This is a genomic window from Anoxynatronum sibiricum (assembly GCF_039414295.1).
GTDB lineage: Bacteria > Bacillota > Clostridia > Peptostreptococcales > Tindalliaceae > Anoxynatronum > Anoxynatronum sibiricum.
On sequence record NZ_JBCITM010000005.1, the window covers coordinates 178,409 to 204,896 of the forward strand.

Sequence of the window (26,488 nt, forward strand, 5' to 3'; positions counted from 1 at the left end):
GTGATGTCATTTCAATTGAAATTGACAAATGAGCAATATCTCTTGTACCTGGTAACGTTTATGAAAAAGCTTGAAAAAGAAAAGGATTACATCACCCAATTGGATTCAGTTACCGGAGACGGTGATCACTGGGTGAACATGGATATGGGATTTCGGAAACTGATTGATCAAAAATCAGACCTGGAGGCATTGACTTTTGGAGAAATGTTCAAAAAAATTGGCATGACCATTATGTCAACAGTCGGGGGATCGTCCGGCGTCCTCTATGGAAGCGGTTACATTCGGGCAGCCCAGACAGTTGGCGATGTGCAGGAACTGGATGCGACAAAGCTTGCCGACATGCTGCAGGCGTTTTTAAACGCCATCATGGAACGTGGGAAAGCCAAACCAGGTGACAAAACGATGATTGACACCCTGCATGGCGGTGTGGAGAGCATGAGACAAAAGCTGGCAGAGAATGCCGATGATGCTGCAGTGCTGCAAGCCCTGAAAAGCGGCGCACTGGCAGGAATGGAGTCAACCAAAGAAATGGAAGCCGCCAAGGGAAGAGCTTATTATCAAACCAACAAGGGTGTCGGAAACCTTGATCCGGGAGCGGTTACCATGTATTATCAAATTGAAGCGCTGGTAGACGTGCTGATGAGTGACCAACGCTAAATACCTGTCAGCAACAGCCAACTGAAGCTTGTTGCCCAATGGGAAGGGTGATTTGAATGAATTTAATGCTGATGCAAGATGTGATTGTGAAGTATTCGGAGGCAATTTCAACAGTTCTTGATGTTGATGTGGTGATTATTGACCGCTATTACACCAAAATAGCCTATACAACCAGAAACGTGAGTGATGCCCTTCCCATTACCAGTACCACCGTTGTCGGCGAAGCCATGAACAAAGGTGAAGTTATCATTATCGAAAACAAAGAAAACTATCCCATCTGTCAGAATTGCGAAGATGCTTCTGAATGCATGATTGCAGGCATGATCTCTGTTCCCATCTTCTCGAATCATAAAGCAGTGGGAGCGGTGGCGCTCCTGTTCCATAAAGCGAATCAGACTGACGTTTTCAAAAATGTGGGCCCGGCAGTTCATTTTGTTGAAATCATAGCGGATCTTATCAGTTCAAAACTATTGAATATTGAAGATATGGAACGCCTGCGACTCACCAGTTATGATCGGGAGAGTATTATCAATGCGGTGGATGATGCCATTATCTCCTTCGATGTTGCAGGTAAAGTATCGTATTACAACAAACGGTTCACCACAGAGTTTCCAGTGACAGGGCCGCTTGAAGGGAAGCAGTTCAGCGATATTTTTCATCACTCCCGGCTGGATGAAATCTACCGATCGGTCTATGATGAGTTAAACCGCCCTCTCTTCTATGAGTATCAGCAAAAGACCTTTATTGGGAGTGTGACCAAAAAAAACCGAATGGTGAACGGTATCAAACAAGGCAGCATCTTCATTTTTAAAAACTTGAATGCCAACTTCATTTCACTGCGAAACTTGCTGGATCATGGTGCTGAAATCGGATTTCAACATCTTGTGGATGCAGATGAAGTGTTTCAAATCGAAATTGAAAAGGCTAAAGAAATGGCAGTCACAGATGATGATATTCTCATCGAAAGCGAGCCGGGGCTGGAAGTCAACGAACTGGCACGTGCCATCCATAATTATTCGGATCGATCAGAAAAAGTATTCAAAAAAATTGATTTTGCCCAGCTGACAATGAAAGAGATTGAAAGTACAATGTTGGAGTTTAGAGTTTACAGTGAGGGTAATAATTTTCAAATTGGCGATTTAAATATGGCCAATGGCGGAACCGTTTTTCTCAGGAACGTTCAAAGAATGCCATTATTCACGCAATCTTTTATCCTTCAAATTGTCAAAGGAAATTCTGTGTACAGTGAATCCTTTGGGTTGCATCGTGTGGATCTGCGGTTCATTGTGCACTCAGAGGTGCCTCTGGAGCCGTTGGTGAAAGCGGGTCATTTTTCAGAAGCCCTCTACCATCGCATATCGGGTCGAAAACTGACAATCCCCCCGTTAAGAAAAAGGAAAAAACGCATTCGTCAAATATTACTGCACATATTTGAAGAGATGAAAAGAGTCTATGAGAATCGTGACATTCGACTGTCATCAGAGGCAGTGGAAGTGCTGGCAAATTGTCATTGGCCTCAAAATCGCATTTCAGTTGAAGCCGCCATGGAGAAAATTGTTCGCCTGGCCAATGTGAAGCTGGTAACAGAAGAACATGTGGTACAGGTGCTGCCAGATGAATTTGAGCGAAAGAACGGTCGTTTTGAAACCTACCAGATGGAAGAAATTGAAAGAAAAATCATCATCGAATTATTGCAAAAGGGATATGAAAAAGAACGCATTGCCCGTGAAATGGGCATTGGAAGAGCGACACTTTATCGAAAAATGGATAAATATGGGATTTGTGCTGAAGACCACACGGCAGAAAAAATTGTTTTCTTGAAAAGATAACTTAAATCGTAGGAGTTGAAAGAGATTGAACAACATCAATTCTCATAGGACTGACCAATCGTTAAAATTGTCTGATCGTATTGCAAATGTGTTGAAACGCGAAGTTGTGCTGGCGGTTGGATGCACAGAACCGGTTGCCATCGCACTGGCGTCCTGCTATGCGACGAAGCATCTGACAAGTGAATTGAAAAGAATTCATTTAAAAGTGAGCGGCAGTGTTTATAAAAATGCAAAAGCGGTGGGAATTCCGGGCACTGAGCAAACGGGAATCGAAATGGCCATTGCGCTGGGAGCATCAATGGTGGAGCCGGTGTTTGATTTGAAAATACTTTCCAAGGTCACCGAAATTGAACAGAAACGAGCACAGCTATTGATGGAGAAGGTTGACATTAAGGTAGAAATATTCTATGACCAACCCAGCTTATGGATCGAAGTGGAGGCAGAAACATCCTCCGAATCTGGCCGGGCGATCATTAAAGACAGGCATGATAACCTGGTCTATCTCGAGATGAACGGGAAAACAGAAATTGATTTGCTTCAGGAGTCATTAAGCTCCCTTCCGCCATTGGATCATCTGCTGGATGTGACACTGAAAAATCTGATGAACACCATTCGGGAAATGTCATTGGCAGAACTGAGTTTTTTGCTGGAAGGCATTGACTACAACATGAAAATGGCCGATTTTGGAATGCAGATGGATCGGGGTTTGAAATTTGGAAAATCATGGCAACGTGTTATGAAAAAAGGATATGGATCAAACGATGTTGGAAGTTTAATCAACATGTATACAACGGCTGCATGTGATGCGCGGATGTCGGGCGTTCAACTGCCAGTCATGACCAGTTCAGGAAGCGGTAACAATGGCCTGATTGCAGTGATTCCCATTGCAACGCTGGCAGATAAAATGGGCGTAAAGGATGAAGAAAAAGCCAGGGCACTGGCCATCAGTCATGTGACAAACTCAAAGGTAAAGCATCATATCGGACGGCTTTCACCTGTCTGCGGATGTGGTGTTTCTGCTGGTGCCGGAGCAGCCGCTGGAATGGCTTACCTGATGGGAGCATCCACCGAAGAAGTTGAGTACGCAGTCATCAACGTGATTTCCAGCCTGGCCGGCATGATTTGTGATGGTGGAAAAGTGGGGTGTGCACTTAAACTGTCCGCCAGCGCATCCATGGCCTGGCAAAGTGCGCTGCTCGCTGTGGAGGGAGTCAGAATCCCGGCAGGAAACGGGATTGTCGGTGATGACGTGGAATCCACCCTTAGAAACCTGGAAAGTGTCAGCATCGAAGGAATGCGTCAGGTTGACCGGGCGATCATCGGGGTCATGTAAAGTCCGGCAGATGAAAACAATCAGTTACTGGGAGGTCGGCGGTATGTATGGTGCTCAAGTAAGGAAACAAGTTGATCAACTATCAGAAATGATAGGAAAAACGCCTCTTCTTAGAATAACCTACCGCCTTCGTGGCGAGGTGTATTCTCTATACGCCAAGGCAGAACACTATAACTTAACAGGCAGCATCAAAGACCGAATGGCACTTCATATCATCAGGAAGGCTTATGAAGAAGGCGCCCTTAACCCCGAAGACATGATTATTGAAGCCACCAGTGGAAATACTGGTATTTCATTCTCTGCCATTGGAAGAGCGCTGGGCCACCCCGTTATGATCTTTATGCCAGACTGGATGAGCCATGAACGAAGGAACCTTATTCGAAGCTTTGGGGCCGACATCTCTCTGGTAAGCAGCGAAGAAGGTGGTTTTTTGGGCAGCATTCAAATGGCAGCAGATAAGGCTTTGGAGCTGCAGAGCGCTTTTTTGCCGAGACAGTTCTCCAACGAAAACAACAGCAATGCACACTTTTTGTCCACCGGCCCGGAGATTGTCGAACAGACTCAGCGGCTCAATGACCGTCTCCAGGCTTTTGTAGCGGGAGTCGGAACCGGGGGCACTGTCATGGGGATAGGAAAATTCTTAAAAGGGTATGATCCCAAGGTGCAGGTGTATCCGCTGGAGCCCTTGAACTCACCCACCTTATCAACCGGGCACAAGATTGGCAAACACCGTATTCAGGGCATTTCCGATGAGTTCATTCCAGATATTGTCCGGCTGGATCAACTGGATGAAATCATAGGCGTTGACGATGGTGATGCCATTATCATGGCCCAGAAAATGGCAAAAGACCTGGGGTTGGGGGTTGGTATCTCTTCAGGTGCAAATGTGCTGGGCGCCATCAGCGTGCAGCAGCAATCTCAAAGCAATCAATGTGTGGTAACTGTTTTGCCTGATGATAATAAAAAATACCTCAGCACCGATTTAATGAAACCGGAGCCCGCTAAGGAAGGGTTTTTGGCACCGGAAGTTGAGCTGCTGGATTACCAAGTCTGTCGGTGATCCTGAGTGATAATAAGGACCTGCCTTCTGGCAGCTACCCAACTGCCAGGGCAGTATGGTTGCCAGAAGGCAGGTTCTTTTGATATACTGAAAAAAGCAATGAGAATCAGCAACGAAATTCATCATTTTCATAAGAGGACCATCAATTGCCATCAGATGACAATTTCATGATTTTTTCAGGTGCTCCCTTTGGGAGCTAAACGGGAAAGGGGTGAAAGTCCCCTGCAGCCCCCGCTACTGTCAATGCAGATGAAAACGGCAACATACCCACTGAAACCTACGGGTGATCACTAAATGATCATATCCAATGTTTTGGGAAGGGGCCGTGAGTAAGAGGAAGCATAAGCCAGGAGACCGGCCTGAAAACACCTGCTCACGCTTCGGAGGGAAGCACCTGAGGGATGGCGCGGCCAACGAATCACTGGCCACCGGAGCCCATACACCGGCACACCGCACCGAGTCCTTGAGGACCCGGTGTTTTTTTGTGGCATGTGGCATAGGAAATAGCATACGCAAAAAACTGTGGACAACGTTTTTTTAAGGTTTTGCTATTCTATACACTATTCCTTATCACCTATCCACTGAAAAACTGCTGTAGGCAGTTTTATTCTGAAAGGAGCATGAATCTATGAAGGAACAAGTCAACGCTGTCACCAAAGAAAAAAAAGGCCTGCTGATTCTGGCCCATGGCAGCAAAGTGAAAGAAACAGACGAAACCGTGAAGCGGCTGGCAGAAGCAGTGAAAATTCAAACCGCCGACACCTTTGATGCCGTGGGGTATGGGTTTCTTCAAATGGCCAACCCCACCATGGCAGAAGCCGCCCGGAAGCTGGCGGAAGCCGGCGTCACCCGCGTTCACATCGCCCCCTTCTTTCTGTTTCGGGGCAATCACCTGCGGGAAGATATTCCCGAAGAACTGGAAAACCTTAAAAAAGAGTACCCTCACCTGAATTTCACCATGGGAGGCTCCATCGGCGACCATCCTGCCATGACCCGGGTACTGCTGGATCAAATCGAAAAAGATCTCAGTGCCTAAAGGCTTGCTTTCTTAAAAAGCACATGTGACAATAATCTTTATAGGCGTTGCAGATGATTGGATCAGCGGGGCCTATCATTTCAGAGATGTGATGCGTCACATCATCAGGAGGCGATTTCATGGCAAGCACCCCCGGATTTGTTCTCGCCGGCACCCACAGCGGTGTGGGCAAAACCACCCTCACCCTGGCCCTGCTCCAGGCCCTGAAAAACCTCAACCTGCCCATTCAGTCATGCAAAGTGGGGCCAGATTTCATTGACCCCCGGTTTCACGAAGCGGTCACCGGCACCCCCGCCTACAACCTGGATGCCTGCCTGCTGGGGGATGACACCATGGTGAACCTTTACGGTGAAACCCGCCTGCCTGGCCACCTGACTTTGGTGGAAGGCGTCATGGGCCTTTTCGATGGCCGGGGTAGCCGCCACGAAGGCAGCAGCACCGCCTGGGTGGCCCGGTGCCTGGAGCTGCCCGTGGTGCTGGTCATCGACGGCGGCGGTCTTTCCACCAGCGCCGCTGCCCTGGTGAAAGGTTATCGGGACTACGACCCCGCCGTGAAGCTGGCCGGGGTGATTGTGAACCGCATCAGCGGCGAAAAACATTACCGGTTAATCAAGGAAGCCATTGAAAGAGACACGGGAATTCCCTGCCTGGGGTGGATGCCCCGGGAAGCTTCGTTCCATTTGGAAAGCCGTCATCTGGGCCTGGTTCCCGCCATTGAGGTGGAATCCCTGCGCCAGCAGATTCAGGCCATGGCCCAGGCAGCAGCGGCACACATTGAACTGCACCGCCTCCCTGGTGTGGCCCAGTGTATGGACGCCTGCGTTTCCGGCTCGCCACATGAGCCGGTACCCCAACATTCACCCATCAACCGCTTCAGCCACGCATATCAGCATTTCCCCACCCCCCGTCATACCGTGGGAGTGGCCTACGATGCCGCCTTCCACTTTTATTACCAGAGCAACCTGGACTGGCTGCGCCACCAGGGATGCCGCCTGATCCCCGTCAGCCCCCTACAGGACCCGACCCTCCCCGCGGATCTGGACGCCCTTTATCTGGGCGGTGGCTTTCCCGAGATGTTTGGAGAAGCTCTGGAAGCCAATGCATCTTTTCGGGAATCCCTGCGCCGGCGAGTGGCCGAAGGACTCCCCGTATACGCCGAATGCGGCGGCTTTCAATACCTGTGCCGCCACCTCACCGATCTGGAAGGCCGCACTTGGGAAATGACAGGGGTGTTTCCCGCCGCCAGCCGCATGACCAGTCGGTTACAGCATTTTGGTTATTGCCGGGTCACCACCCTGTCAGACCAGCCCTATTTTCCGCCGGGCATCACCACCTGGGGCCATGAATTTCACCGTGGTGTGGTGGAATCGTTGCCGGCAGCGCATCAGCCAGGTGAGGAGACACGCATCAATGGCAGCGGCACCGGAAGCATTTCTGGTGAGATTACCACCCCAGTACTCACCATGGAAAAACCCACCGATACCGGAAGCACTGACACCGGAAGTAATGCCACTGAAAGCACAGCCGCCCCAGGTTGGACCTGTGGCATGACCGTGAAGAACACCTTTGGAGGCTTTCCCCACGTGTTTTTCCACACCAACCCCGCCTTTGGCATGGCCTGGATAAAGAAGATGTAAACAAAGAAAACAAAGACCTGATGATTCCGGGAAAGAGAAATGATTTCAGGAAAGAGAAAGGAAGAAACCGCCATGACTACGAAAGCTGCCACTGCCAATGAAGGCAACGACTCCCTGGCCCATACAGCCCCCCGCCCATCCACCCCCCGGCGGGACTTTACCCTGCTCCCCGTATCTCCGGAAAACACCCTGGTCATTGCCTGCGATTCCTGCGGCGGGGTGGGCGACAAGCCGGAAGATCTGGTACCTGTTTCCCCAGAAATTACGGGGAAATTCACCTGTCGGGTGGCTGCTATGGAAGTGATGTCCACCGGGGCGATTCCCTGCCTGGTGATCGACACCCTGGCAGTGGAATGGGAACCCACCGGCCGTCGGATCATGGCAGGCATTGAAGCCTTTCTGGAAGAAGCCGGCATTCCCCTCGTCCCCCTCAACGGCAGCACCGAAGAAAACTTTCCCATGAAGCAAACAGGCATGGGCATCACCGTCATCGGCCAAGTGCCTCCCCAGGAGCTTCGCAGCGGCATCGCCGCTCCGGGACAGCTGCTGGTGGCCGCCGGTATCCCCAAGGTGGGAAAGGAAATCCAGCACCCCGTTGATCCGGAAATCCTATCCATTCAGGATTTTATCACCATTCGCCGCCACCCCGGCGTGGCAGATCTCATCCCCGTCGGCTCCAAAGGCATTCAGGCAGAAGCCCGGCTGTTGGCCGCCCTGAACGGGCTGAGCCTTGAATGGCAAGCCGATTGCCCCCTGCCCCTGGCAAAAACCGCCGGTCCTGCCACCTGCGCCGTGGCCGCCATGACCCCCGAAGCACTGGCGGCCCTCCGGGAGACCATCACCACCCCCCTCACTGTCATCGCTGCCCTGACGTAAGGCTGGCATAAGGCGGGCATAAGGTTCTCCTACTTCTTTTATCCAGATGGCTTTTGCGATCATTGCTCTTGATATTGCTACAGTAATGTTGACGGTTTTATCCTGCAGATCAGAAAGGAAAACGCCCATGAAGCCCTTTCCGCCCATCGTCCATCATCCCATCATCGCCCGGTGCCCCGGGTCCTGCGGCGAATTTTTGCAGGGATGGCTGGACGGCAGCGAAAAACTCATTTCCTATGCCATCGACTGCTACAGCCAGGTCACTCTGGCACCGGCCCCCGCCCCCGATGGGCATGCCGCCTTCCGCCGGGACCATCCCCGGGCCTGGGAGCTGGCCGTGGCCATTGTGAAAAATCACTTGGGAGAAGACGCCGCCCGGTCCCTTCCCTTCACCCTTGTGCTGGAATCCCAGCTGCCCCGGGCCAAGGGAATGGCCAGCTCAACCGCCGACCTGGCAGCCACAGCGGCAGCGCTGCTCACCTGGCTCAACCAGCCCTTCGACGGCGAAATCCTCACCCGCCTCTGCACCCAGTTGGAGCCCACCGACAGCATCATCCATTCCCAGCTGGCCCTCATGGACCCCCTCACCGGGGAAGTCACCCGTCGCTATCAGGAACTGCCGCCTCTGCAGGTACTGGTGCTGGAAGGCATGGACGCCGTGGAAACCGCCGGCTTCCGCCGAGAAAATCACGCCCTGCGCCGGGAAGCCCAACAAACAGAACTGGCAGAAGCCCTGGGCCTCTTTGAGGAAGGCCTGGCCCGGGGAGCAATGGAAACCCTGGCCGCCGCCTGTTGGATCAGCGCCCGGGCCAACCAGCTTTTTCACCCCTTGCCAGGGTTGGAAACCCTCCATCATTTGGCCCTGCGCCATGGTGCCTGGGGGCTGAACATCGCCCACAGCGGCAGCACCGTGGCCTTGCTCCACGACCCCCATCGGTTCCAGCTGCAAGCCTTTTTGGACAACTGGCATCGGGAACCTGCCGCTACCCGCTATTTTCCTCCCCGCCGCCACCGGCTCATCCCGGGAGGCGTCACGGTGACTGAAAGGAAGGAATGCCCATGACCCCCCAAAAACCCACCCTTGACCATGCCATTGAGTGGCGGCCCGCCGCCATCGAATCCGACAGCTTCACCATCATCCGAAAAGAGCTGGAAGCCCTCACCGGTCAGCCCCCCGCCCCGGAAACAGAAGACTTGCTCTTGCGGGTGATTCATACCACCGCCGATTTTGAACTGCGGGACCAGCTGAAGGTGGACCCCCGCATTCATGAAGCCCTGCCCCGCCTCCTGGCCCCCGGCACGGTGATCTACACCGATACCCGCATGGTCCAGTCCGGCATCAATCGAAAAGCCCTGGAAACCCTGAATCTCTCCACCCGATGCCTGGTGGATGATCCCCAGGTGGCCGCCGACGCTGCCGCCCAGGGCCGCACCCGCTCTGCCCTGGGGGTGGAAACAGCGGTGAAAGACCCCCAGATAAAAGTCTTCGTTTTCGGAAATGCCCCCACCGCCCTGTTTCGCCTTTGCCAGCTGATGGATGAGGGCCTGGCTGCCCCCGCCCTGGTGATTGGCGTGCCGGTGGGCTTTGTGGGAGCAGCAGAATCTAAGGCCCACCTCCTCCAGTACGATGTGCCCCAGATCACCCTCCAGGGGCGCAAGGGAGGCAGCAACGTGGCCGCCGCCATCGTCAACGCCCTGTTGTACCGGCTGACGGGGCGCACCCACCCATGAGCCGACAGAAAAACCCCGCCCACCTGCGAAAGGGCTACACCACCGGGGCCTGTGCCGCTGCCGCCGCCGCAGGTGCCGCCGCCATGCTCCGGGATCAGCAGTGCTATCATTCATGGACCCTGGAGCTTCAGGGAAAGCCCCATGAATTTCGGCTGGAAGACCCCCAGGTGCATCCCCAATGGGCCGCCTGCCGGGTGGTGAAGGATGCCGGCGATGATCCGGATATCACCAACGGTGTCAGCGTCCATGCCCGGGTGGCTCTGGAAGCTTTGGATGTGCCGGAAGTCGGGGGAGCCGAGGGAGTCGGGGGAACCAAAGAAACACCGGACATCACCCTGGTGGCGGGAGAAGGGGTGGGCACTGTCACCCGCCCCGGCCTTCCCGTGGCGGTGGGGCAGCCGGCCATCAACGACGCCCCCCGGCAGATGATTCTCACCAATGTGAAGCATGTGCTGGAAGACCACTCCTGGGAAAAACCCACCGTCTTCCAGGGCTCCTTGAGTTTAGACACCTCCCGCCGGTATACGGTCACCATCAGCATTCCCGGCGGAGAGGCACTGGCAAAGCGCACCTACAACCCCAAACTGGGTGTGGTGGGAGGTCTTTCCATTCTGGGCACCACCGGCATTGTGGAGCCCATGTCACAGGAAGCCTGGGTACGCACCTTGGAGCTGGAATGCCGCATGCTGGCAGCAGCCGGCCATCACCGCTGGCTGGTGGTGCCCGGCAGTCATGGCCAGGCCTTTTTAAGGGACCAACTGAAAATTCACCCCGCCACCGACCCTTCGCCGGTGATCCGCATGGGCAATTTTCCAGGCACCCTCTTTGACGAAGCCGCCACCCTTGGGGTGAAAGAAGTGCTGCTGGTGGGCCACGTGGCCAAACTGGTGAAAATCGCCGGCGGCATTTTCCACCTCCACAGCCGGGTGGCCGATGCCCGGCGGGAAATCCTGGCCGCCAACCTCCTCCTCTATGGAGCCGATATAAGCCTGATGACAAAAGTGATGCACAGCAACACCGCCGAAGAAGCCGCTGGCATCATCCAGGCAGCGGGAGAAAAGGCTTTTTTTGATTTTCTGGCTCACCGCATTTCCCGGGCAGCGGCAGAGCGCACCGACCATCAGGTACAAGTGGGCACCATCCTTTTTTCCTATGAAGGCGGGCTGCTGGGCATGTGCCCCCAGGGCCGCCGGCAACAGGAAAAATGGAAAGAACAGGAGGACACCCCATGACAAACCACAACAGACAACATTCCCCCCTCCAAGTGGTGGGTATGGGCCCCGGGCATCCCCGGTATTTACTCCCCGAAGCCCGAGAGACCATCGAAAACTGCCAGGTGCTGGCAGGGGCTCCCCGGCTGGTGGCTCCTTACGAAAAAGGCCCCTGGGAACTGATTCCCCTGAAAGGCCCAGTGACTGACTTTCTCAAGCAGGTGGCAGACCGCCGTCAGGCATCCGATACCCCCGCCGTGGCAGTGCTGGTTTCCGGCGATCCCGGATTCCACAGCCTCCTGCCCCGCCTCACCAGCCACTTTGGGCCGGAAAAGCTGCGGGTGGTTCCCGGCATCAGCTCCCTGCAGCTCTTTTGCAGCCGCCTGGGCCTTTCCTGGAGTGAGGGCCGCTGCCTCAGCCTCCATGGGCGCCAGACGGACTGGCAGACAGCCCTTCGCCAGCACTCTTTCATCTGCCTCCTCACCGACCCCCAACAGGGACCGGAACAACTGGCGGCGGCCCTCCAAGAAATGACATCTTTGGCATCCTCATCCGATTTACCGGAGGCAGAAGTGCTGAAGACATCTGCTGACCTGCACCATCCAGCAGTTTCTTCCGATTCACCGGCACCGCAGAAGGCTGATTATCAAGTGATGATGGCCGTGGGCCAGCGCCTTTCCTATGACGATGAACGTATTTTTCTGGGTTCCCCCGCGGCCATTGCCGCCGGAGGCCCTTACTCTCTCAATGTGGTGGTGATTTCCTGTGACCAAGCCATTATCCGACATCTGCAACACCTGCCCTGGTACCCAAGCAACGCCTGACCAGCCCGCTGACCAACAGGCAACAGGGGCGAATCCCCTGGCCTTCGCGAGTCCCGGCATCCCCGACAGCGCCTTTCTCCGGGGTGATGTGCCCATGACCAAAGAGGAAATCCGGTGGCTGATACTGGCGCGCCTCCAGTTGGCTCCCGGCCAGGTAACCGCCGACATCGGCTGCGGCTCCGGTTCTGTCACCGTTGAAATGGCCCGCATGACTGCCCCCGGGCAGGTGTACGCCATGGATGTGAACCCAGAGGCCGTTGACCTCACCCGCCAGAACCTGGCCCAATTTCACTGCGCCAATGTCACCCTTCATCAGGGAAAAGGCGAAACGTTACTGCCTTCCCTACCGCCCCTTGACCGCTTCTTCATCGGCGGCTCCGGCGGCGGCCTACCCCTTTTGTTGGAAGAAGGCCTGGCGAAACTGAAGCCCGGCGGACGCATGGTGCTCACCGCCGTTACCCTGGAAACCCTTGCCACCGTCACCACTTGGACAAAGGAACAAGTGGCGGCAGGCACCCTGACCCATGTGGCCACCGTCCAGGTGGGGGTCACCCGCCATGTGGAACGGGGAAAAACCACCATGATGGCAGCGGGCAATCCGGTGTACCTCATTACCCTGGAAAAACCAGCCCAACAGCCAGCAGCCTGCAACCAGAACCACAACCACACCAGCACCAGCACCAGCACCAATGCCCCTTCCATTTCTCCCACCCGCCCCACCCTCACCGGCATCGGCGTGGGTCCCGGCGACAGCGACCTGCTCACCGCCAAGGGCATCAAAGCCTTACAGCAGGCAGCAGTGGTCTTTTACCCCATTACCAGGGAAGGCGAAGAAAGCGCTGCCCTGAACATTGTGAAGCCCTGGCTTTCCCCCCACACCCAGTGCCGCCCCCTCCTCTTTGCCATGCATCGGGAAGACCACCAGCGGCAGGTACAGCGGCAGCAGCGGAGCGAAGAAATCATGGCAGTGCTGGCAGCCGGTCATTCCGCCGTGATGCTCACCCTGGGAGACGCCCTCCTTTACAGCACCTACAGCTATGTGATGCAGCAGGTGCAAGAGGCCGGCCACCCGGTGAGCACCATCCCCGGCATCAGCGCCGCCTCTGCCGCCGCCGCCCGGCTGAACCAAACCCTGGCAGAAGAAGACCAGCCCCTCACCTGGATTCCCGGCACCGCCGGGCGGGAAGACATGGGCCCCCTGCTGGATCAGCTACCCGGCAACGTGGTGATCTATAAACTTTCCGCCTGTCAGGAAGCCCTGGCCCAGTGGATGGAAGCCCAGCATCCCCAGCCCCTGCTGCGAGTGGTGAGCCATCTGGGAGAAGCTCGGGAAGAAATTCATGAAGGGCCCCAGTGCCTTCGGGAAGGAAAACTCCCCTATTTGTCCTTGGGCATTCTCATCAGATCCCCCCGATCATAATGGTGGCGGATCAAGTAAATGGTAGATGCATTAGATTGGTTTCACGGCTGAAGCCGACACAGAATCCTTGTTGTTATATTACCTTTGTCTTTGTTCTTATCTTCGTTCATGAAAAGGAGCATCCCCATGACTTCCACAACTTCCACGACTTCCATACCCCCCCAAGACCAGCCCCGGGTGATTTTCGCCGGTGCCGGCCCCGGTGACCCCGAACTGCTGCCCCTAAAAACCCACCGCCTCATCGCCGAAGCCCAGGCCATTCTTTTTGCCGGCTCATTGGTCAACCCTGCAGTGTTCGCCCACTGCCCCCCCACCGCCGATGTGGCCGACAGCGCTGCCATGGATCTGGAAACCCTCTGCGACTGGATGATCACCCGGGTAAAGGCAGGAAAAACCGTGCTGCGCCTCCACACCGGCGACCCCTCCCTCTACGGTGCCATCGCCGAGCAGATTCGCCGCCTGAAAGCCGCCGGCGTTCCGTATGAAGTGATTCCCGGCATCAGCTCCTTTCTGGCAGGGGCCGCCCTGCTGGGCACCGAACTCACCCTTCCCGGGTTCACCCAGACAGTGATCCTCACTCGCATGAGCGGCCGCACCCCTGTGCCGGAGAAAGAAGCCCTGGAAAAACTGGCTGCTCACCGGGCCACTTTGGTGCTTTTCCTCTCCACCGGCATGGTGGAAAAAGTGGCCGAAGCCTGCCTCACCGCCTACCCCCCCGAAACCCCGGCAGCCCTGGTGTACCGGGCTGGATGGCCAGACCAGCAGGTGATTCGGGGCACCCTTGCCACCCTGCCTGAGCAGGTGAAAGAAGCAGGCATCAACCGCACCGCCCTCATTTATATTGGCGACTGCCTCCAGGGGCAGGGAGAAGACTCCCTTCTCTATCACGCCGCCTTCAGCCACGGCTATCGGGAGGGACACCAATGAAGCAGGAAACCCAGTCTCAATCTCAGATTCAGTCTCAAATTCGATCTCAGGCCCAGTTCCTACCCCTCCAAATCTTTACCTTTACCCAGCGGGGAATCACCCTGGGCCGAGAGCTGCTGACCCATGATCCCCAGACCACTCTCCACGCGCCGGCACACCTTCTTCAGGAATCACCGCCGCCATCACCTCAGGAAGTATCACCATCAACAGGGGAAACAACACTTCAAAAAGAAGTTCCTTTACTTTCTGAAACGCCAGCATTTTCTGAAATACCAGCATCTCCTGAAACACCAGTGAGTGAAAACAGCACCCGTGAGAATTTCCTTTTGGAAGGCACCGCCGCCACCGCCGTAGCCCAAGCCTTTGAGAAAGGGCAACCCCTCCTGTTCATCGCCGCCACGGGTATTGCCCTGCGGTTGTTGCAGCAATTGCCCCGGCACAAGGGGAGCGACCCGGCAGTACTGGTGATGGATGACACAGGCCGTCATGTCATCAGCCTCCTTTCCGGCCACCTGGGAGGTGCCAATGCCCTGGCCCGGGAAGTGGCCCGTCTCACCGGTGCCCGGCCGGTGATCACCACCGCCAGCGATAACAGCAATGTGCTGGCCGTTGACCAACTGGCCCAGCGTCTCCACGCCCCTTTGACCCACTGGACCGCCGCCAAAAAATGGACCGCCGCCGCCCTGGAAGGCCGGCCCATCCCCGTTTACAGCAGCGAGCCTCTCCTTCCAGCCCTCCCCGCCGGGTACCAGCTGGTGGAAGACAAAGACACCTTTTTGAAAGGAACTGGAGGCATTTGGATCGGCACCGGTTTTCCAGAAGAACAACTATCGGAGGGAGAATGGGTGCACCTCCTCCCCCGCCGGTGGGTGCTGGGAGTGGGCTGCCGGAAAAACACCACCCTGGAAGCGCTGGAAAACGCCCTGGAAGCCTTTCTGGAGCATCATCAGCTTTCTTCGGATTCACTGGCAGCTCTGGCCACCATTGACCTGAAAACCCGGGAGCCGGGCCTGCAAGCCCTGGCAGAAAAATGGGAACTGTCCCTCCAGGGCCATTCCCCGGAAGCCATTGCCGTCGTTCAGCACCATTTTCCTGCTTCGGCAAAGGCGGCAGAAGCCGTGGGCGTCACCGCTGTCAGCAGTCCTGCCGCCTGGCTATCCTCAGGGGGAGGCACCTGCCTGCTGCCAGAGGAACCACCGGCTGATGGCAACCCTGCCCGAGCCGCCGCCGGCATCACCTTCACACTGGCCCCCCTGGCGGGAAGCGTCACCGTGGTGGGCATCGGCCCCGGCCTGCCGGAGCATATGACCCCCGCCGTGGCCCAGGCCCTGACAGACAGCCATGTGGTCATCGGCTACCACACCTATACCCGCCGCCTGGCCCCCTTGGTCACCCATCAGCAAGTGATTCATGGCACCATGCGCCGGGAAACCCAGCGTTGCCGTCAGGCACTGGAGCTGGCTGCCCAGGGGAACCGGGTGCTGCTGGTGAGCAGCGGCGATGCCGGCGTCTATGGCATGGCAGGCTTGTTATTAGAGCTGCAGGAACAGGAAGCCCCCCTGATTCCCGTGGAAATCCTTCCCGGTGTCACCGCCGCCACTGCTGCCGCCGCCCGACTGGGAGCCCCCCTGATGCAAGACTATGCCACCATCAGTCTCAGCGACCACCTCACCCCCTGGCAGGATATACTGGACAGGCTGAAAGCCGCTGCCGCCACCGGCTTTGTCATTGCCCTTTACAACCCCAAAAGCCGGGAACGGGTGCGCCAGTGGGAAGAAGCCGTAGCCCTGCTGCAACAGACCCTGCCGCCGGAAACCCCAGTGGGCGTGGTCACCCGGGCTCAGAACACAGGTGAAGTGACCACCACCTGGCCTCTCAGCCAGTTGTTGGAAGCTCCCGTTGACATGCAAACCGTGGTGATCATCGGCAACCGGTCCACCCGTTTGCGAAAGGATGGCCGCATGGTGACGCCCAGGGGGTATGCCCTATGATCCTCATTCTCTCTGGCACCACCGAAGGCCGCCGGCTGGCCGCCGCCCTTACCGATGCCCGCCGGCCCTTCCTGGCCACCACCGTCACCACCTATGGCAGCCAGCTGCTGCTGAAAACCGTGGGCCAGGAGCCTGTGCCATCGCCGCCATCTGCACCATCTGATCCATCTGAGCCATCTGAGCCATCGCTGGCTCCAGCTTCATCGGCAGATCCAACTCCGTTGCCGGGTTTGGCCCCATCGTTGGCTCCGGCTCAACGCAGCACGTTATCTTCAGCCACCGCCACCGCTTCAGCCACCGCCACCCCTTCAGCCGCGTCTTTGCTTCCAAGCCAGCTGGCCACTGGCCCCCTGGATCAAATAGCCCTGGAGGCCCTCCTGACACAGCATCACATTACCGCTGTGGTGGATGCCACCCACCCCTACGCCCAGGAGATTACCCGCCTGGCCGCCCGGGTTGCCCAAAAACACTGCCTGCCCCTCCTGCGATGGCAACGCCCCGGCCTATTGCCGGAAGAAACAGAAGCCAACCCCCACCTCATCACCTGCCCCGACCCCGAAGCCGCCGCTAAAGAAGTGGCCCGACGTTCCGGCCAATGGCTGCTCACCACCGGCAGTCGGTCACTGCCGGTGTTCTGCAGCCATGTTCCCCTGGAAAGATTGCTGGTGCGGGTCATGCCCTTCCCCGGCGTTATCCGGCAGTGCATCGACCTGGGTCTCACACCGGGTCAGATCATTGCCATGCAGGGGCCCTTCAGCCGGGAGATGAATCGACAGTTTCTTCTCCATACAGGGGCTGCCGGTTTAGTGACCAAAGACAGCGGTGATACCGGCGGCACCCGGGAAAAAATTCAGGCCGCCGAAGACGTGAAGGTGCCGGTGATTCTGATTCAGCGGCCGGTTCTTCCTCCGGAAGTTCCCCAGGCCGCCACCCTGGAAGAAGTGCTGGCATGGACCGAAAAACAACTGCCGCCCCTCTTTTCACAACAGGACTGCTGATTCCCTGTTCCCAGTTGGTAAACTTGTGCTATAATGTTTCCAAAGGGACCAGCGATTACCTGAAGATTGAAAGGAGGATGCAGCCCATGGAAAGAAACGCCAACATTGCCTTTATGGTGCTGCTGCTGATTCCTGTGGCTGTTTTCTTAGGGATTCAGAACCTGCTTCTCATCAGGGAAATGAACCTGCTCAATCGGAAAAGAAAGCCCACACAGCCAATGCCCGTGGGTAGAACGCCTGCAGCGAAATCACCTGCAGCCAAAAAGAAGGTGCATCGGTTGCAGGTGATAAAAGGCCGGTCGCAAGAACGAAAAAATGCCCTTTTCCGATAACCGGGGAAAGGGGCTTTTTATTCACTATTCCCTATCATCTATTCACTGAAAAAAAGCTGTGGATACCCTTGTGGATAATCCGGGTTTACTGTGAATAACCAACCCCCGGCTGTGGATGATTTGGACATCAGGGAGACCACCTTCCCCTGAAAGAGAGACCCCATATAGAGTGGGTTGTGGATAAGTCAACCACTAAATGTGGATAACCTGGTGAATCATGTGGACAACATCCTTTTTCATGTGGAAAACAATCCACATGAATAGCAACAAGGCCTCTCTGAAAGAGATCATACAGACTGAAACACTGTCAAACCCAAGTGCCATCACAGCCTTAACCGGTGAAGAAGCCCGGTGGTGATGACATCGAAAAATGACACAGTAGGGAGGAATTTTCGTGAAAATAGAAGTGAAAGCACAGGAACCCAAAAAGCCTGTCTGGAAAGTGTTTTTGCTGGTGGTGGTTTTGGTGATGGGGGTGAACACCGCCGTAGTGTTAACCAACCAGATGCCGGGAGGTTACGGCGGGCTGGCAGGCCTGCTCCTCATCATCACCCTGGCCTTTTACAGTTCCCGGCTGATGAACCGAAAGCTGGCCACCTACACCTACCGGTTTGATGGCAGTGAACTTCAGGTGGAACGCCGCCTGGGAAGAAGAGACAAACCCCTCATCGAAATACCCATCCATCAGGTGGAATGGGTACGGCCTCTGGCGGAGATCCAGCCCCAGCTGCCCCGCATGAAACGGGCGCGAAAAACCATGTATTACGCCTGTCGGGTGAAGGGAGACGATGTCTATCTTCTCCAGTTTTATGAGGGCACCCGCCGTTACCGCATGTTGTTTCAACCGGGTGAACAGCTGGCCAAAGCACTGAACAAAGGCATTAAAAAGAAGGCATGACCACCTGCTGATACCGTCCAGCGTCACACCATTCACATCATGCTGGGACAGCGGGATTCATTCGGTCACATTTTAAGTCGTTCTGCAATACATCAAGTCATTCTGCAATACATCAACTCATTCTGCAACAGCTCAATTCAAGCTGAGAAAGGTGCGATCACATGCCCGTCAACGAGTCATCCGCCGCCGACGAAATCACCGAACCCCAGGGCCCCCTGCAGCAGATGCTGCACAGGCGGGCCGCTGGAGAAACCATCTCCTTCCATATGCCCGGCCACAAAAATGGCCATTTATACCGTTCTGGCGTGATGGGGGAAATCCCCCTGCTGGCAGGATTCCTCCCTGCCCTTGACACCACCGAAGTACCGGGCACCGACAACCTCCACAACCCCACCGGTGCCATACGTCAGGCTCAGGAACGGGCCGCTGCTGTTTTTGGTGCCGAAGAAACTTTTTTTCTGGTCAATGGCAGCACTTGCGGCATTTACGCCATGATTGGTGCCGCCGCCGCACCGGGAGATGAAATTCTCATCAATCGCAACGCCCACCAGTCGGTGTATCATTACTGTCTCCTCACCGGGGTGGTTCCCCGGTATCTGGTGCCTGAAGTGGATGAACGCCTGGGGCTTCCCCTGGGAATCACCCCCCAGGCCGTTGCCCAGGGTCTGAAAGATTGGCCCCGGGTGAAAGCAGTGGTACTCACCCGCCCCACCTTCCATGGTCATGCCGCCGATCTGGCTGCCATTGCCAGGCTGGTTCATGACGATGGAAAAGTGTTGCTGGTGGACGAAGCCCACGGGGCCCATCTGCGCCTCAGCTCCCGGTTGCCTGCCGATGCCATGGCCTGCGGTGCCGATGCCGCTGTTCAGAGCACCCACAAGACACTCTCGGCCTTCACACAGGCCTCCATGCTCCATGTGCAGGGCAACCGGCTTGACCGGGACCGCCTCCGCTTTCAACTCCGGCTCTTCCAAACCTCCAGTCCCAGTTACCTGTTAATGGCCTCCCTTGACGCCGCCACCTCTTTGGTGGCAGGGCCGGGGCCAGCCATGATGAACACCTTGATCGATGGCATGATGACCCTGCGTCATCGACTGGAATCGCTCCCCGGGCTCCTGTTTTCAAGGCAGGAGGAAGGCACCGGTACCCACCGGCAACCCATGGATCTGACCCGTATCTGGATCGACCTGCATCAAACCGGATTTACCGGGTATGAATTGGATAAGAAGCTGGCTGCCACCTGGCACATGCAAATGGAAATGGCTGATCTGAGGGGTGTGCTGGCGCTGGCCTCCATTGGAAACACCCCGGCAGACCTGCACCAGCTCTGCGAAGCCCTGGCCCGTTTAGCCGACCAGGCGGTTCCCGCACAGGCATCGGAGAGCCTGACTTCCCTGCGGCCCCCCCGGGAGCTGCCCCAGGTGCACTGCAGCCCCCAGTCTGCCCTTCGGGCCCCCAGGGAATGGATTCCCCTGAGTCAGGCCGCCGGCCGGGTGAGTACTGCCAGTCTGATCCCCTACCCGCCGGGTATTCCCCTGGTGGTGCCGGGAGAAATCATTGAAGCGTCTCTTTGCAGCTATTTAGGCACACTGGCCGCTGCCGGTGTGGATATTGTGGGCATGGCAACACCCCATGCCCCCCACGTGGAGGTGATGGCACACACATGAAGACAACCGATGGTCTGTTCATCACACTGGAAGGGATGGATGGTGCCGGCAAGACCACCCAAATGCTTCAACTAAAACGGTATTTGGAGAGCCTGGGCTATACGGTCTGCATGACCAGGGAGCCAGGCGGCACCCCCATCTCCGAGAAAATCCGGGAACTGATTCTGGACCCCGACCATGGGGAGATGCACCCCTGGACAGAAGCCCTCCTGTATGCCGCTGCCCGGGCCCAGCACGTGGCTGAAGTGATCATGCCCGCCCTGAACCGGGGAGAAGTGGTGATTTGCGACCGCTTTGTGGATTCCAGCCTGGCCTATCAGGGTGCCGGCCGCAACCTGGGGATTGAAAAAGTCTACCAGGTGAATGAACCCGGCCTGATGAACCGGCTGCCCAATCTCACCTTTTGGTTCAACATCACCCCCGAAGAAAGCTTTCACCGCAAGGGCAGTGACCCCAAAGACCGGCTGGAGCAGGAAGACATGGCCTTTTATGAGACCATCTACCAGACGTATCGCCAGCTGGCAGCAGCGAATCCGGACCGCTTCGTGGTCATTGATGCCACCAAAAGCATTCCCTGGATCCAACAGGTGCTCCGCTGTGAAACCGATAAACGCATCAAGCATCTGGAACATGAAACAACATAGAGAACATGAAACGACATGAAACAGCATAGAGAAATAGAACTGACAGTTTGAAGCAACCCCAAAACACTGAGGAGGGATGACTCATGAAACTGGTGATAGCCATTGTTCACGACGAAGATGCAAAAGCCTTGCTGGAAGACCTGACCAAAGCTGAATTTCGAGTAACCAAGCTTGCCTCCACCGGAGGTTTTCTGAAGGCCGGCAACACCACCGTACTGGTGGGAGTGGAAGACGACAGGGTGGAAGAAGTAAAGGCCATTATCTCTGACAACTGCCAGTCCCGAAAAGAAATGGTGACTTCACCTGCCCCTGTCTCCGGTACCACGGGTGTGTTCATTCCCTACCCGGTGGAAGTGACCGTGGGAGGTGCCACCATTTTTGTGGTGGATGTCGCCGAATACCTGAAGATGTAGACAAACAGATGAAGCTGGATTTCAATGCCTGCAGTTGAAGTTAGTTAAGTGCAGTTGAAGTTGCATATCTGAAGTCATCGCCGAATACCTGAAGCTGTAAAGGAGCATTTTTGTGGAAAATGTGATGTCGAAACCAGGCGTTCCCTTCGCGGGCATCGTGGGGCAGGACGCCGTGAAAAAACTGCTGACCCAGGCCCTTAACAGTCGGCAGTTTTCCCACGCCTATCTTTTCGAAGGTCCCCCGGGGCTGGGGAAGGAAACCATGGCCAGGGAGTTTGCCGCCGCCATTTTTTGCTCCCATGAAAAGCCCCCCTGCCACACCTGCAAAAGCTGCCGCCAGGTGATGGCAGGCAGTCACCCAGAATTTCGATGGATCCTGCCGGAAAATCCGGAAAAAGACACCAGTCTCTCCGTGGAAACCATCCGGGGACTCATTAAAGACATTTATCTCAAGCCCTACGAAAGCGACTGGAAAATATACGTGATACCCCAGGCGGAAATCATGACCCCCCAGGCCCAGAACGCCCTGCTGAAGACCCTTGAAGAACCACCGGACCATGCAGTCATCATCCTGGCCACTTCCCGGCCTGAAACCCTCTTGCCCACCGTTCTCTCCCGGTGTCAGACGGCAGTCTTTCGTCCGGTGGGGAAACAGGAAATGGAAGCCTGGCTGGAAAACCGCTATCAGATCGACTCTCATCAGGCTGTCAAACTGGCTGCCTTTGCCAACGGTACCCCCGCCAGAGCTGTGAAACTTCGGGAGAGCGAAAGCTTCCAGGAACTTCGTCGACAGCTGTTACAGCTCACCGACACCCTGGCGGCAGGAAAGATATCACCCCTTTTGGAAGCAGGTGAATTTCTGGCACGTGAAAAAAGCCAGGCACTTGAAGTGCTGGCCATGTGGCAGGAATGGGTGCGTGATTTGCAGGTACTCACCCTCAAAGGGGAAAACGTCCTTCTTATTAACCAGGATCAAGAAGAACGCCTCAGGCAGCAGGTGGAGCAGCTGGCAACTCAGGCACTTTCCCAGGCATCGCCACGGGAATCATTTCGGTCATCAGACCAAAGCCATGACCAGCCCGTTATCCTGCACCTGTCCCGGGGCCTTTCCAATGCCCTGCTCCTGTTGGAACAGGCACGGGACGACCTGGAAAATCATGGAAATCTGGCCTACGTCACTGAAATACTGCTCTTGAATCTGCTGGACAGCTTTAAGCGCCCAACCACCGCCCCGGCGGTTCAATGGTTAACGCCCCTGGGGAGATAACCCCCGGCGCAGCAGAGCCATCAGCCGCCGTGACCCCTGGGCGGTGACCTCGCGATAATCGCAAGAAGCTTCTTCGGCAACGCCGGGAGCTTCTTTTTTAGTAGTCATTTGCCGCTGAACATAGAAATGAAATTCTTTTAAAATCAACTGACAGATAAACGTAATCATGTGAGCATCCACATCAGCGGCAATCTTTCCCTTCAACTGATCACGCACCATCAATGCATGGTAGTTTTTGAACAGATCACTTTCAAGTGCTTTGAGTTTTTCCGGAGAGAAAGGGGTAAACCGGGGATCAAGGGCCAGCGACAGCAGGTGATGAAAAGCCGGATGCTCCAGACGAAAGGTGGTTTCAAGCCGCAGCTGTGCTTCAAAGAGTTGAAAAAAATCATCTGTCTGGCGAATAAAGCGACTTTTAATATAAACGGACCGAATGGTGAACACGGTGTCAACCACATACGTATATAAATCCAGTTTGTCGGCAAAATAGGCATAGAAAGTGCCCTTGGGTATTCCGCATTCCCGCAGCAGGGATGAGAGCGACGCCTCTTGATAGGGCTTGGCAGCAAAAAGAATCAGCGCCTGGTCAAAAAAAACATCCTGCTGGTGGTTGGGGAGATCAAGAAAAGCTTTTTTAGGCATGGGGATCCTCCTAAGGGGAATTCGAGGAAGGGCAGATGGCCATCCTAAGGCAATCGCCATCAAACTGACCCTATGGTCATCGTAAGCCTACCGTTCCCCAATGTCAACCCCTCACGCCTGCTATATTTACCGGCAACCTTCCTTTCGCTTTTGTATTGCCACAACCATTCATCTCCACGAGCCATACGAGTACCATTCGCGAGCCATTAATGAACTCGGGAAATCATTCCCTCCGGTGAGGGCCAATCCTCAAAAAGATTGTGCATTCGCACCAAAATCTGATACAATAACGGAAACGGGGCGCCGGTGTATCGGTTGATTCGCCGGCAGGCCCTTTTCAATAGAGGGAGGAATACCATGAATCGCGTAGTTGGCGTTCGATTTAAGAAAGCCGGTAAAATATATTATTTTGATCCAGATGTGCATGAGCTGCCCGTAGGCACCCAGGTAATTGTGGAAACTGCCAGAGGCGTTGAATTTGGAGACGTGGTGGTGGGGATGAAAGAAGTTTCTGAAAAAGACATTGTCTCCCCCCTGAAAAAAGTGGTGCGGATTGTCACCGATGAAGACCGAAAAATCAGTGAAGAAAACCGCCTGCGGGAAAAAGAAGCCTTTGAAACCGGTGCGAAGAAAATTGAAAAGCATCAACTGGACATGAAACTGGTGGATGTGGAGTACACCTTTGATCGGAACAAAATTATCTTTTACTTTACGGCAGATGGCCGGGTTGATTTCCGCGAGCTGGTGAAAGACCTGGCAGCCATTTTCAAAACCCGCATAGAGCTGCGGCAGATTGGCGTGCGTGATGAAGCCAAAATGATCGGGGGCATCGGCCCCTGCGGCAAACCCCTTTGCTGCTCCACCTGGCTGGGCGAGTTTGATCCCGTCACCATCAAAATGGCCAAGGAGCAAAACCTGTCACTGAACCCCACCAAGATTTCCGGTATCTGCGGCCGGTTGTTCTGCTGCCTGAAATACGAGCATGAAACATACCAGGACATGCTGAAACGCCTGCCCTCCTGCGGTGCCCGCTGCCGTTGCCCCGAAGGCACAGGCGAAGTCATCGAGACCCAAACCCTCACGGGAAAAGTAAAACTGAAAGTCAAAAATCCCGATGATGACACTGAAGAAATTGTCACCTGCCACGTGGACCAGCTGACACCCCTGAATAAAGGGAAGAAACTGCGCCAGGCCGACGGTAAAAAGAAACCGGATAAAGCAGAGCCTGTGGAATAACCAACCGGTAGCGTAACCACATCAAGATGGTTCAATCATCAATGAAACTGAGGGAACACCATGCCACCTTTTCAAGACTACCTGCAGCCGGGAGAACGGCTGGATGACTTGCAACTTAATGGACTTCACCTGATCCAAGACCCCGAAGGCTTCTGCTTCGGGGTCGATGCCGTGCTCCTCAGCCACTTCGCCCGACCCAAAAGGAATGCCCGGGTGATTGACCTGGGCACCGGCACCGGCGTAATCCCCCTGCTGTTGGCCGGCAAAAACCCCCACTGCCACATCACCGGGGTTGAAATACAGCCAACCCAGGCTGAAAGAGCCCGCCGCAGCGTGGCCATGAACAGATTGAATGAACGCATTCAAATTCTCAACCATGATATTCGCCATCTTCAGGAAGTGCTGGCTCCCGCTTCCTTTCAAGTGGTCACCAGCAACCCCCCTTACCTTCCCCCGGGCAGCCTTACCAATCCCCGGGAGGAGAAAGCCATTGCCCGCCACGAAATTACCCTTACCCTGCAGGAACTCATGGCACAGACAGCCTGGCTGCTGGAGCCGGGAGGACAGTTCTACCTGATTCACCGTCCCCAGCGCCTGGCAGACATCATGGTACTGGGAAGGCAATACCGGCTGGAACCCAAGTGGATGCAAATGGTGCATTCCCATTCTCATAAAGCCCCCACCATGGTACTGCTGCAGCTCACCAAAAATGGCCGACCAGAGCTGAAAAGTCACCCGCCCCTCATCATCTACCACCCCGATGGCACCTACACCCCCCAGCTGCTGGCCTGCTACGGCAAAGAAAAGGAGGCAGCTCCATGACAGCCACCCTTGAAAACAGTGCATACCGCTTCACCATACAGCCAGGCACCCTCTACCTGTGCCCCACCCCCCTGGGCAATCTGGGGGATCTCACCCTGCGCACCATCGAAGTGCTGCAACAGGTGGATTTCATCGCCGCCGAAGACACCCGGCGCAGCCTGAAGCTGCTGAACCACCTGAACATCCGCAAAAGCTTGGTGAGCTATCACGAACACAACCGCAGAGAAAAGGAAGGCCCCCTGCTGGAAGCCCTCCGCCAGGGCAAAACCATTGCCCTCATCACCGATGCCGGCATGCCCGGCATTTCAGACCCGGGCACCCACCTGGTGGCCGCCTGCCTTCGGGAAAACCTTCCCTTTGAAGTTCTCCCCGGCCCCTCCGCCGTCCTTCTGGCCCTGGCCGCCTCAGGCCTTTCCACAGAACGCTTCACCTTCGAGGGTTTTTTGCCCCGGGAAAAAAAGAAGCAACGGGAACATCTGGCCTCACTCACAGACCTGCCCCACACCCTGATTTTCTACGAAGCCCCCCATCGCATCCTGTCCACCCTGAAACAATTGGCAGATACCTTGGGCAACCGGCAGGCCGCTTTGGGCCGGGAACTCACCAAACGCCACGAAACCTGGTACCGGGGAACCCTGGAAGAAATCAGGCAGCAGCTTGACACCGCACCGGGGGATCCAAAGGGCGAAATGGTGCTGGTGGTGGCCGGCCTTGACCCCATTCAGCGCCTGCAGGCCGCCGCACAGGCTCATGACCACCTCACCATCCAAGAGCAGGTGACCCAGCTCATGGCCACCGGCCTTTCCAAAAAAGAAGCCATCAAAGAAACCGCCCGCCTTCGCCAGCTTCCCAAGCGTGAAGTATACAGCCAGGTCATTGATCTGGAAGAATCCTAACACCCACCCATACCTCATCCCTAATGGGGTGGTAGAGGCTGAAGACAAAGGGCTTTGGACCGGCCAGCTGATTCCAATCTTGTGTGTTTTTAGTCGAAAGTCTCGAAAACAGCGCCTGAACTCGCTGCGCTCAAACAGCAG

25 protein-coding genes and 1 riboswitch are annotated in these 26,488 nt (G+C 55.7%); of the genes, 24 read left to right on the forward strand and 1 reads right to left on the reverse strand.

The window, feature by feature from the left end:
• The first annotated feature begins 15 nt into the window (after positions 1-15).
• The 21 genes from dhaL to holB all read left to right on the forward strand — a co-directional run bounded on the left by dhaL (position 16) and on the right by holB (position 22,751).
• On the forward strand, positions 16-657 hold the full coding sequence (dhaL, locus tag AAIG11_RS06965; protein WP_343185514.1) for a dihydroxyacetone kinase subunit DhaL: 642 nt from the start codon (positions 16-18) through the stop codon (positions 655-657).
• Between the two features lie 56 nt (positions 658-713).
• Complete coding sequence (locus AAIG11_RS06970) at positions 714-2,486, forward strand: sigma 54-interacting transcriptional regulator (RefSeq protein WP_343185515.1); 1,773 nt, start codon at positions 714-716, stop codon at positions 2,484-2,486.
• Between the two features lie 91 nt (positions 2,487-2,577).
• Entirely contained in the window at positions 2,578-3,819 is a 1,242-nt protein-coding gene (locus tag AAIG11_RS06975) for an L-cysteine desulfidase family protein (protein ID WP_343185516.1), read from the forward strand.
• A gap of 10 nt (positions 3,820-3,829) precedes the next feature.
• Positions 3,830-4,879: a PLP-dependent cysteine synthase family protein gene (locus AAIG11_RS06980; protein WP_343185517.1), complete on the forward strand. Its 1,050-nt coding sequence runs from the start codon at positions 3,830-3,832 to the stop codon at positions 4,877-4,879.
• A gap of 161 nt (positions 4,880-5,040) precedes the next feature.
• Positions 5,041-5,256, forward strand: a riboswitch (cobalamin riboswitch).
• 251 nt (positions 5,257-5,507) lie between these two features.
• Positions 5,508-5,915 carry a sirohydrochlorin chelatase gene (locus AAIG11_RS06985; protein ID WP_343185518.1) on the forward strand — a complete coding sequence of 136 codons (408 nt, stop codon included), beginning with the start codon at positions 5,508-5,510 and terminating at the stop codon, positions 5,913-5,915.
• Between the two features lie 119 nt (positions 5,916-6,034).
• On the forward strand, positions 6,035-7,552 hold the full coding sequence (locus tag AAIG11_RS06990; protein WP_343185519.1) for a cobyrinic acid a,c-diamide synthase CobB: 1,518 nt from the start codon (positions 6,035-6,037) through the stop codon (positions 7,550-7,552).
• Positions 7,553-7,624: 72 nt separating this feature from the next.
• Positions 7,625-8,428 carry an AIR synthase related protein gene (locus AAIG11_RS06995; RefSeq protein WP_343185520.1) on the forward strand — a complete coding sequence of 268 codons (804 nt, stop codon included), beginning with the start codon at positions 7,625-7,627 and terminating at the stop codon, positions 8,426-8,428.
• 127 nt (positions 8,429-8,555) lie between these two features.
• On the forward strand, positions 8,556-9,491 hold the full coding sequence (locus AAIG11_RS07000; RefSeq protein ID WP_343185521.1) for a GHMP family kinase ATP-binding protein: 936 nt from the start codon (positions 8,556-8,558) through the stop codon (positions 9,489-9,491).
• Positions 9,488-10,159 (forward strand): precorrin-8X methylmutase, encoded by a 672-nt coding sequence (locus AAIG11_RS07005; RefSeq protein ID WP_343185522.1) that lies wholly within the window; start codon positions 9,488-9,490, stop codon positions 10,157-10,159. The genes AAIG11_RS07000 and AAIG11_RS07005 overlap by 4 nt, the downstream gene beginning before the upstream one ends.
• Positions 10,156-11,391: a cobalt-precorrin-5B (C(1))-methyltransferase CbiD gene (cbiD, locus tag AAIG11_RS07010; protein WP_343185523.1), complete on the forward strand. Its 1,236-nt coding sequence runs from the start codon at positions 10,156-10,158 to the stop codon at positions 11,389-11,391. The genes AAIG11_RS07005 and cbiD overlap by 4 nt, the downstream gene beginning before the upstream one ends.
• Positions 11,388-12,194 (forward strand): precorrin-6y C5,15-methyltransferase (decarboxylating) subunit CbiE, encoded by an 807-nt coding sequence (gene cbiE, locus AAIG11_RS07015; protein WP_343185524.1) that lies wholly within the window; start codon positions 11,388-11,390, stop codon positions 12,192-12,194. Before cbiD ends, cbiE begins: the two co-directional genes overlap by 4 nt.
• Positions 12,136-13,614, forward strand: coding sequence for a precorrin-2 C(20)-methyltransferase (gene cobI / locus AAIG11_RS07020; protein ID WP_343185525.1), 1,479 nt, complete (start codon positions 12,136-12,138; stop codon positions 13,612-13,614). Before cbiE ends, cobI begins: the two co-directional genes overlap by 59 nt.
• Positions 13,615-13,740: 126 nt before the next feature.
• On the forward strand, positions 13,741-14,541 hold the full coding sequence (gene cobM, locus AAIG11_RS07025; RefSeq protein WP_343185526.1) for a precorrin-4 C(11)-methyltransferase: 801 nt from the start codon (positions 13,741-13,743) through the stop codon (positions 14,539-14,541).
• Positions 14,538-16,532 (forward strand): precorrin-3B C(17)-methyltransferase, encoded by a 1,995-nt coding sequence (gene cobJ / locus AAIG11_RS07030; protein ID WP_343185527.1) that lies wholly within the window; start codon positions 14,538-14,540, stop codon positions 16,530-16,532. The genes cobM and cobJ overlap by 4 nt, the downstream gene beginning before the upstream one ends.
• Positions 16,529-17,530, forward strand: coding sequence for a precorrin-6A reductase (cobK, locus tag AAIG11_RS07035; RefSeq protein WP_343185528.1), 1,002 nt, complete (start codon positions 16,529-16,531; stop codon positions 17,528-17,530). The genes cobJ and cobK overlap by 4 nt, the downstream gene beginning before the upstream one ends.
• Before the next feature lie 86 nt (positions 17,531-17,616).
• A complete protein-coding gene (locus AAIG11_RS07040; protein WP_343185529.1) occupies positions 17,617-17,862 on the forward strand; it encodes a hypothetical protein in 246 nt (81 codons plus the stop codon).
• Positions 17,863-18,256: 394 nt separating this feature from the next.
• Positions 18,257-18,760, forward strand: coding sequence for a hypothetical protein (locus AAIG11_RS07045; RefSeq protein WP_343185530.1), 504 nt, complete (start codon positions 18,257-18,259; stop codon positions 18,758-18,760).
• 161 nt (positions 18,761-18,921) lie between these two features.
• Positions 18,922-20,427 (forward strand): aminotransferase class I/II-fold pyridoxal phosphate-dependent enzyme, encoded by a 1,506-nt coding sequence (locus tag AAIG11_RS07050; protein ID WP_343185531.1) that lies wholly within the window; start codon positions 18,922-18,924, stop codon positions 20,425-20,427.
• A complete protein-coding gene (tmk, locus tag AAIG11_RS07055; RefSeq protein WP_343185532.1) occupies positions 20,424-21,071 on the forward strand; it encodes a dTMP kinase in 648 nt (215 codons plus the stop codon). The genes AAIG11_RS07050 and tmk overlap by 4 nt, the downstream gene beginning before the upstream one ends.
• 83 nt (positions 21,072-21,154) lie before the next feature.
• Complete coding sequence (locus AAIG11_RS07060) at positions 21,155-21,484, forward strand: cyclic-di-AMP receptor (protein WP_343185533.1); 330 nt, start codon at positions 21,155-21,157, stop codon at positions 21,482-21,484.
• A gap of 112 nt (positions 21,485-21,596) precedes the next feature.
• A complete protein-coding gene (gene holB / locus AAIG11_RS07065) occupies positions 21,597-22,751 on the forward strand; it encodes a DNA polymerase III subunit delta' (protein ID WP_343185534.1) in 1,155 nt (384 codons plus the stop codon).
• Here the strand turns inward: holB and AAIG11_RS07070 are convergent.
• Positions 22,731-23,393 (reverse strand): TetR/AcrR family transcriptional regulator, encoded by a 663-nt coding sequence (locus tag AAIG11_RS07070; protein ID WP_343185535.1) that lies wholly within the window; start codon positions 23,391-23,393, stop codon positions 22,731-22,733. The genes holB and AAIG11_RS07070 overlap by 21 nt on opposite strands.
• Positions 23,394-23,750: 357 nt before the next feature.
• Between AAIG11_RS07070 and AAIG11_RS07075 the strand changes: the two genes are divergently transcribed.
• Genes AAIG11_RS07075 through rsmI form a run of 3 tightly spaced genes read left to right on the forward strand, consistent with a single transcriptional unit; the run spans position 23,751 to position 26,347 of the window.
• A complete protein-coding gene (locus AAIG11_RS07075) occupies positions 23,751-24,629 on the forward strand; it encodes a PSP1 domain-containing protein (protein ID WP_343185536.1) in 879 nt (292 codons plus the stop codon).
• Between the two features lie 60 nt (positions 24,630-24,689).
• Entirely contained in the window at positions 24,690-25,451 is a 762-nt protein-coding gene (locus tag AAIG11_RS07080; RefSeq protein WP_343185537.1) for a tRNA1(Val) (adenine(37)-N6)-methyltransferase, read from the forward strand.
• Positions 25,448-26,347, forward strand: coding sequence for a 16S rRNA (cytidine(1402)-2'-O)-methyltransferase (rsmI, locus tag AAIG11_RS07085; protein ID WP_343185538.1), 900 nt, complete (start codon positions 25,448-25,450; stop codon positions 26,345-26,347). Before AAIG11_RS07080 ends, rsmI begins: the two co-directional genes overlap by 4 nt.
• The last annotated feature ends 141 nt before the right edge of the window (positions 26,348-26,488 follow it).

Coding starts and splice junctions, on each gene's coding strand:
- cbiE (WP_343185524.1), top strand. CDS start 11,388: ATGACAAACCACAACAGACAACATTCCCCCCTCCAAGTGGTGGGTATG.
- cbiD (WP_343185523.1), top strand. CDS start 10,156: ATGAGCCGACAGAAAAACCCCGCCCACCTGCGAAAGGGCTACACCACC.
- AAIG11_RS07060 (WP_343185533.1), top strand. CDS start 21,155: ATGAAACTGGTGATAGCCATTGTTCACGACGAAGATGCAAAAGCCTTG.
- AAIG11_RS07080 (WP_343185537.1), top strand. CDS start 24,690: ATGCCACCTTTTCAAGACTACCTGCAGCCGGGAGAACGGCTGGATGAC.
- AAIG11_RS06990 (WP_343185519.1), top strand. CDS start 6,035: ATGGCAAGCACCCCCGGATTTGTTCTCGCCGGCACCCACAGCGGTGTG.
- cobK (WP_343185528.1), top strand. CDS start 16,529: ATGATCCTCATTCTCTCTGGCACCACCGAAGGCCGCCGGCTGGCCGCC.
- AAIG11_RS07005 (WP_343185522.1), top strand. CDS start 9,488: ATGACCCCCCAAAAACCCACCCTTGACCATGCCATTGAGTGGCGGCCC.
- rsmI (WP_343185538.1), top strand. CDS start 25,448: ATGACAGCCACCCTTGAAAACAGTGCATACCGCTTCACCATACAGCCA.
- AAIG11_RS06985 (WP_343185518.1), top strand. CDS start 5,508: ATGAAGGAACAAGTCAACGCTGTCACCAAAGAAAAAAAAGGCCTGCTG.
- AAIG11_RS07070 (WP_343185535.1), bottom strand. CDS start 23,393: ATGCCTAAAAAAGCTTTTCTTGATCTCCCCAACCACCAGCAGGATGTT.
- AAIG11_RS07000 (WP_343185521.1), top strand. CDS start 8,556: ATGAAGCCCTTTCCGCCCATCGTCCATCATCCCATCATCGCCCGGTGC.
- AAIG11_RS06995 (WP_343185520.1), top strand. CDS start 7,625: ATGACTACGAAAGCTGCCACTGCCAATGAAGGCAACGACTCCCTGGCC.
- AAIG11_RS06970 (WP_343185515.1), top strand. CDS start 714: ATGAATTTAATGCTGATGCAAGATGTGATTGTGAAGTATTCGGAGGCA.
- AAIG11_RS06980 (WP_343185517.1), top strand. CDS start 3,830: ATGAAAACAATCAGTTACTGGGAGGTCGGCGGTATGTATGGTGCTCAA.
- AAIG11_RS07040 (WP_343185529.1), top strand. CDS start 17,617: ATGGAAAGAAACGCCAACATTGCCTTTATGGTGCTGCTGCTGATTCCT.
- cobM (WP_343185526.1), top strand. CDS start 13,741: ATGACTTCCACAACTTCCACGACTTCCATACCCCCCCAAGACCAGCCC.
- cobJ (WP_343185527.1), top strand. CDS start 14,538: ATGAAGCAGGAAACCCAGTCTCAATCTCAGATTCAGTCTCAAATTCGA.
- tmk (WP_343185532.1), top strand. CDS start 20,424: ATGAAGACAACCGATGGTCTGTTCATCACACTGGAAGGGATGGATGGT.
- AAIG11_RS07050 (WP_343185531.1), top strand. CDS start 18,922: ATGCCCGTCAACGAGTCATCCGCCGCCGACGAAATCACCGAACCCCAG.
- AAIG11_RS07075 (WP_343185536.1), top strand. CDS start 23,751: ATGAATCGCGTAGTTGGCGTTCGATTTAAGAAAGCCGGTAAAATATAT.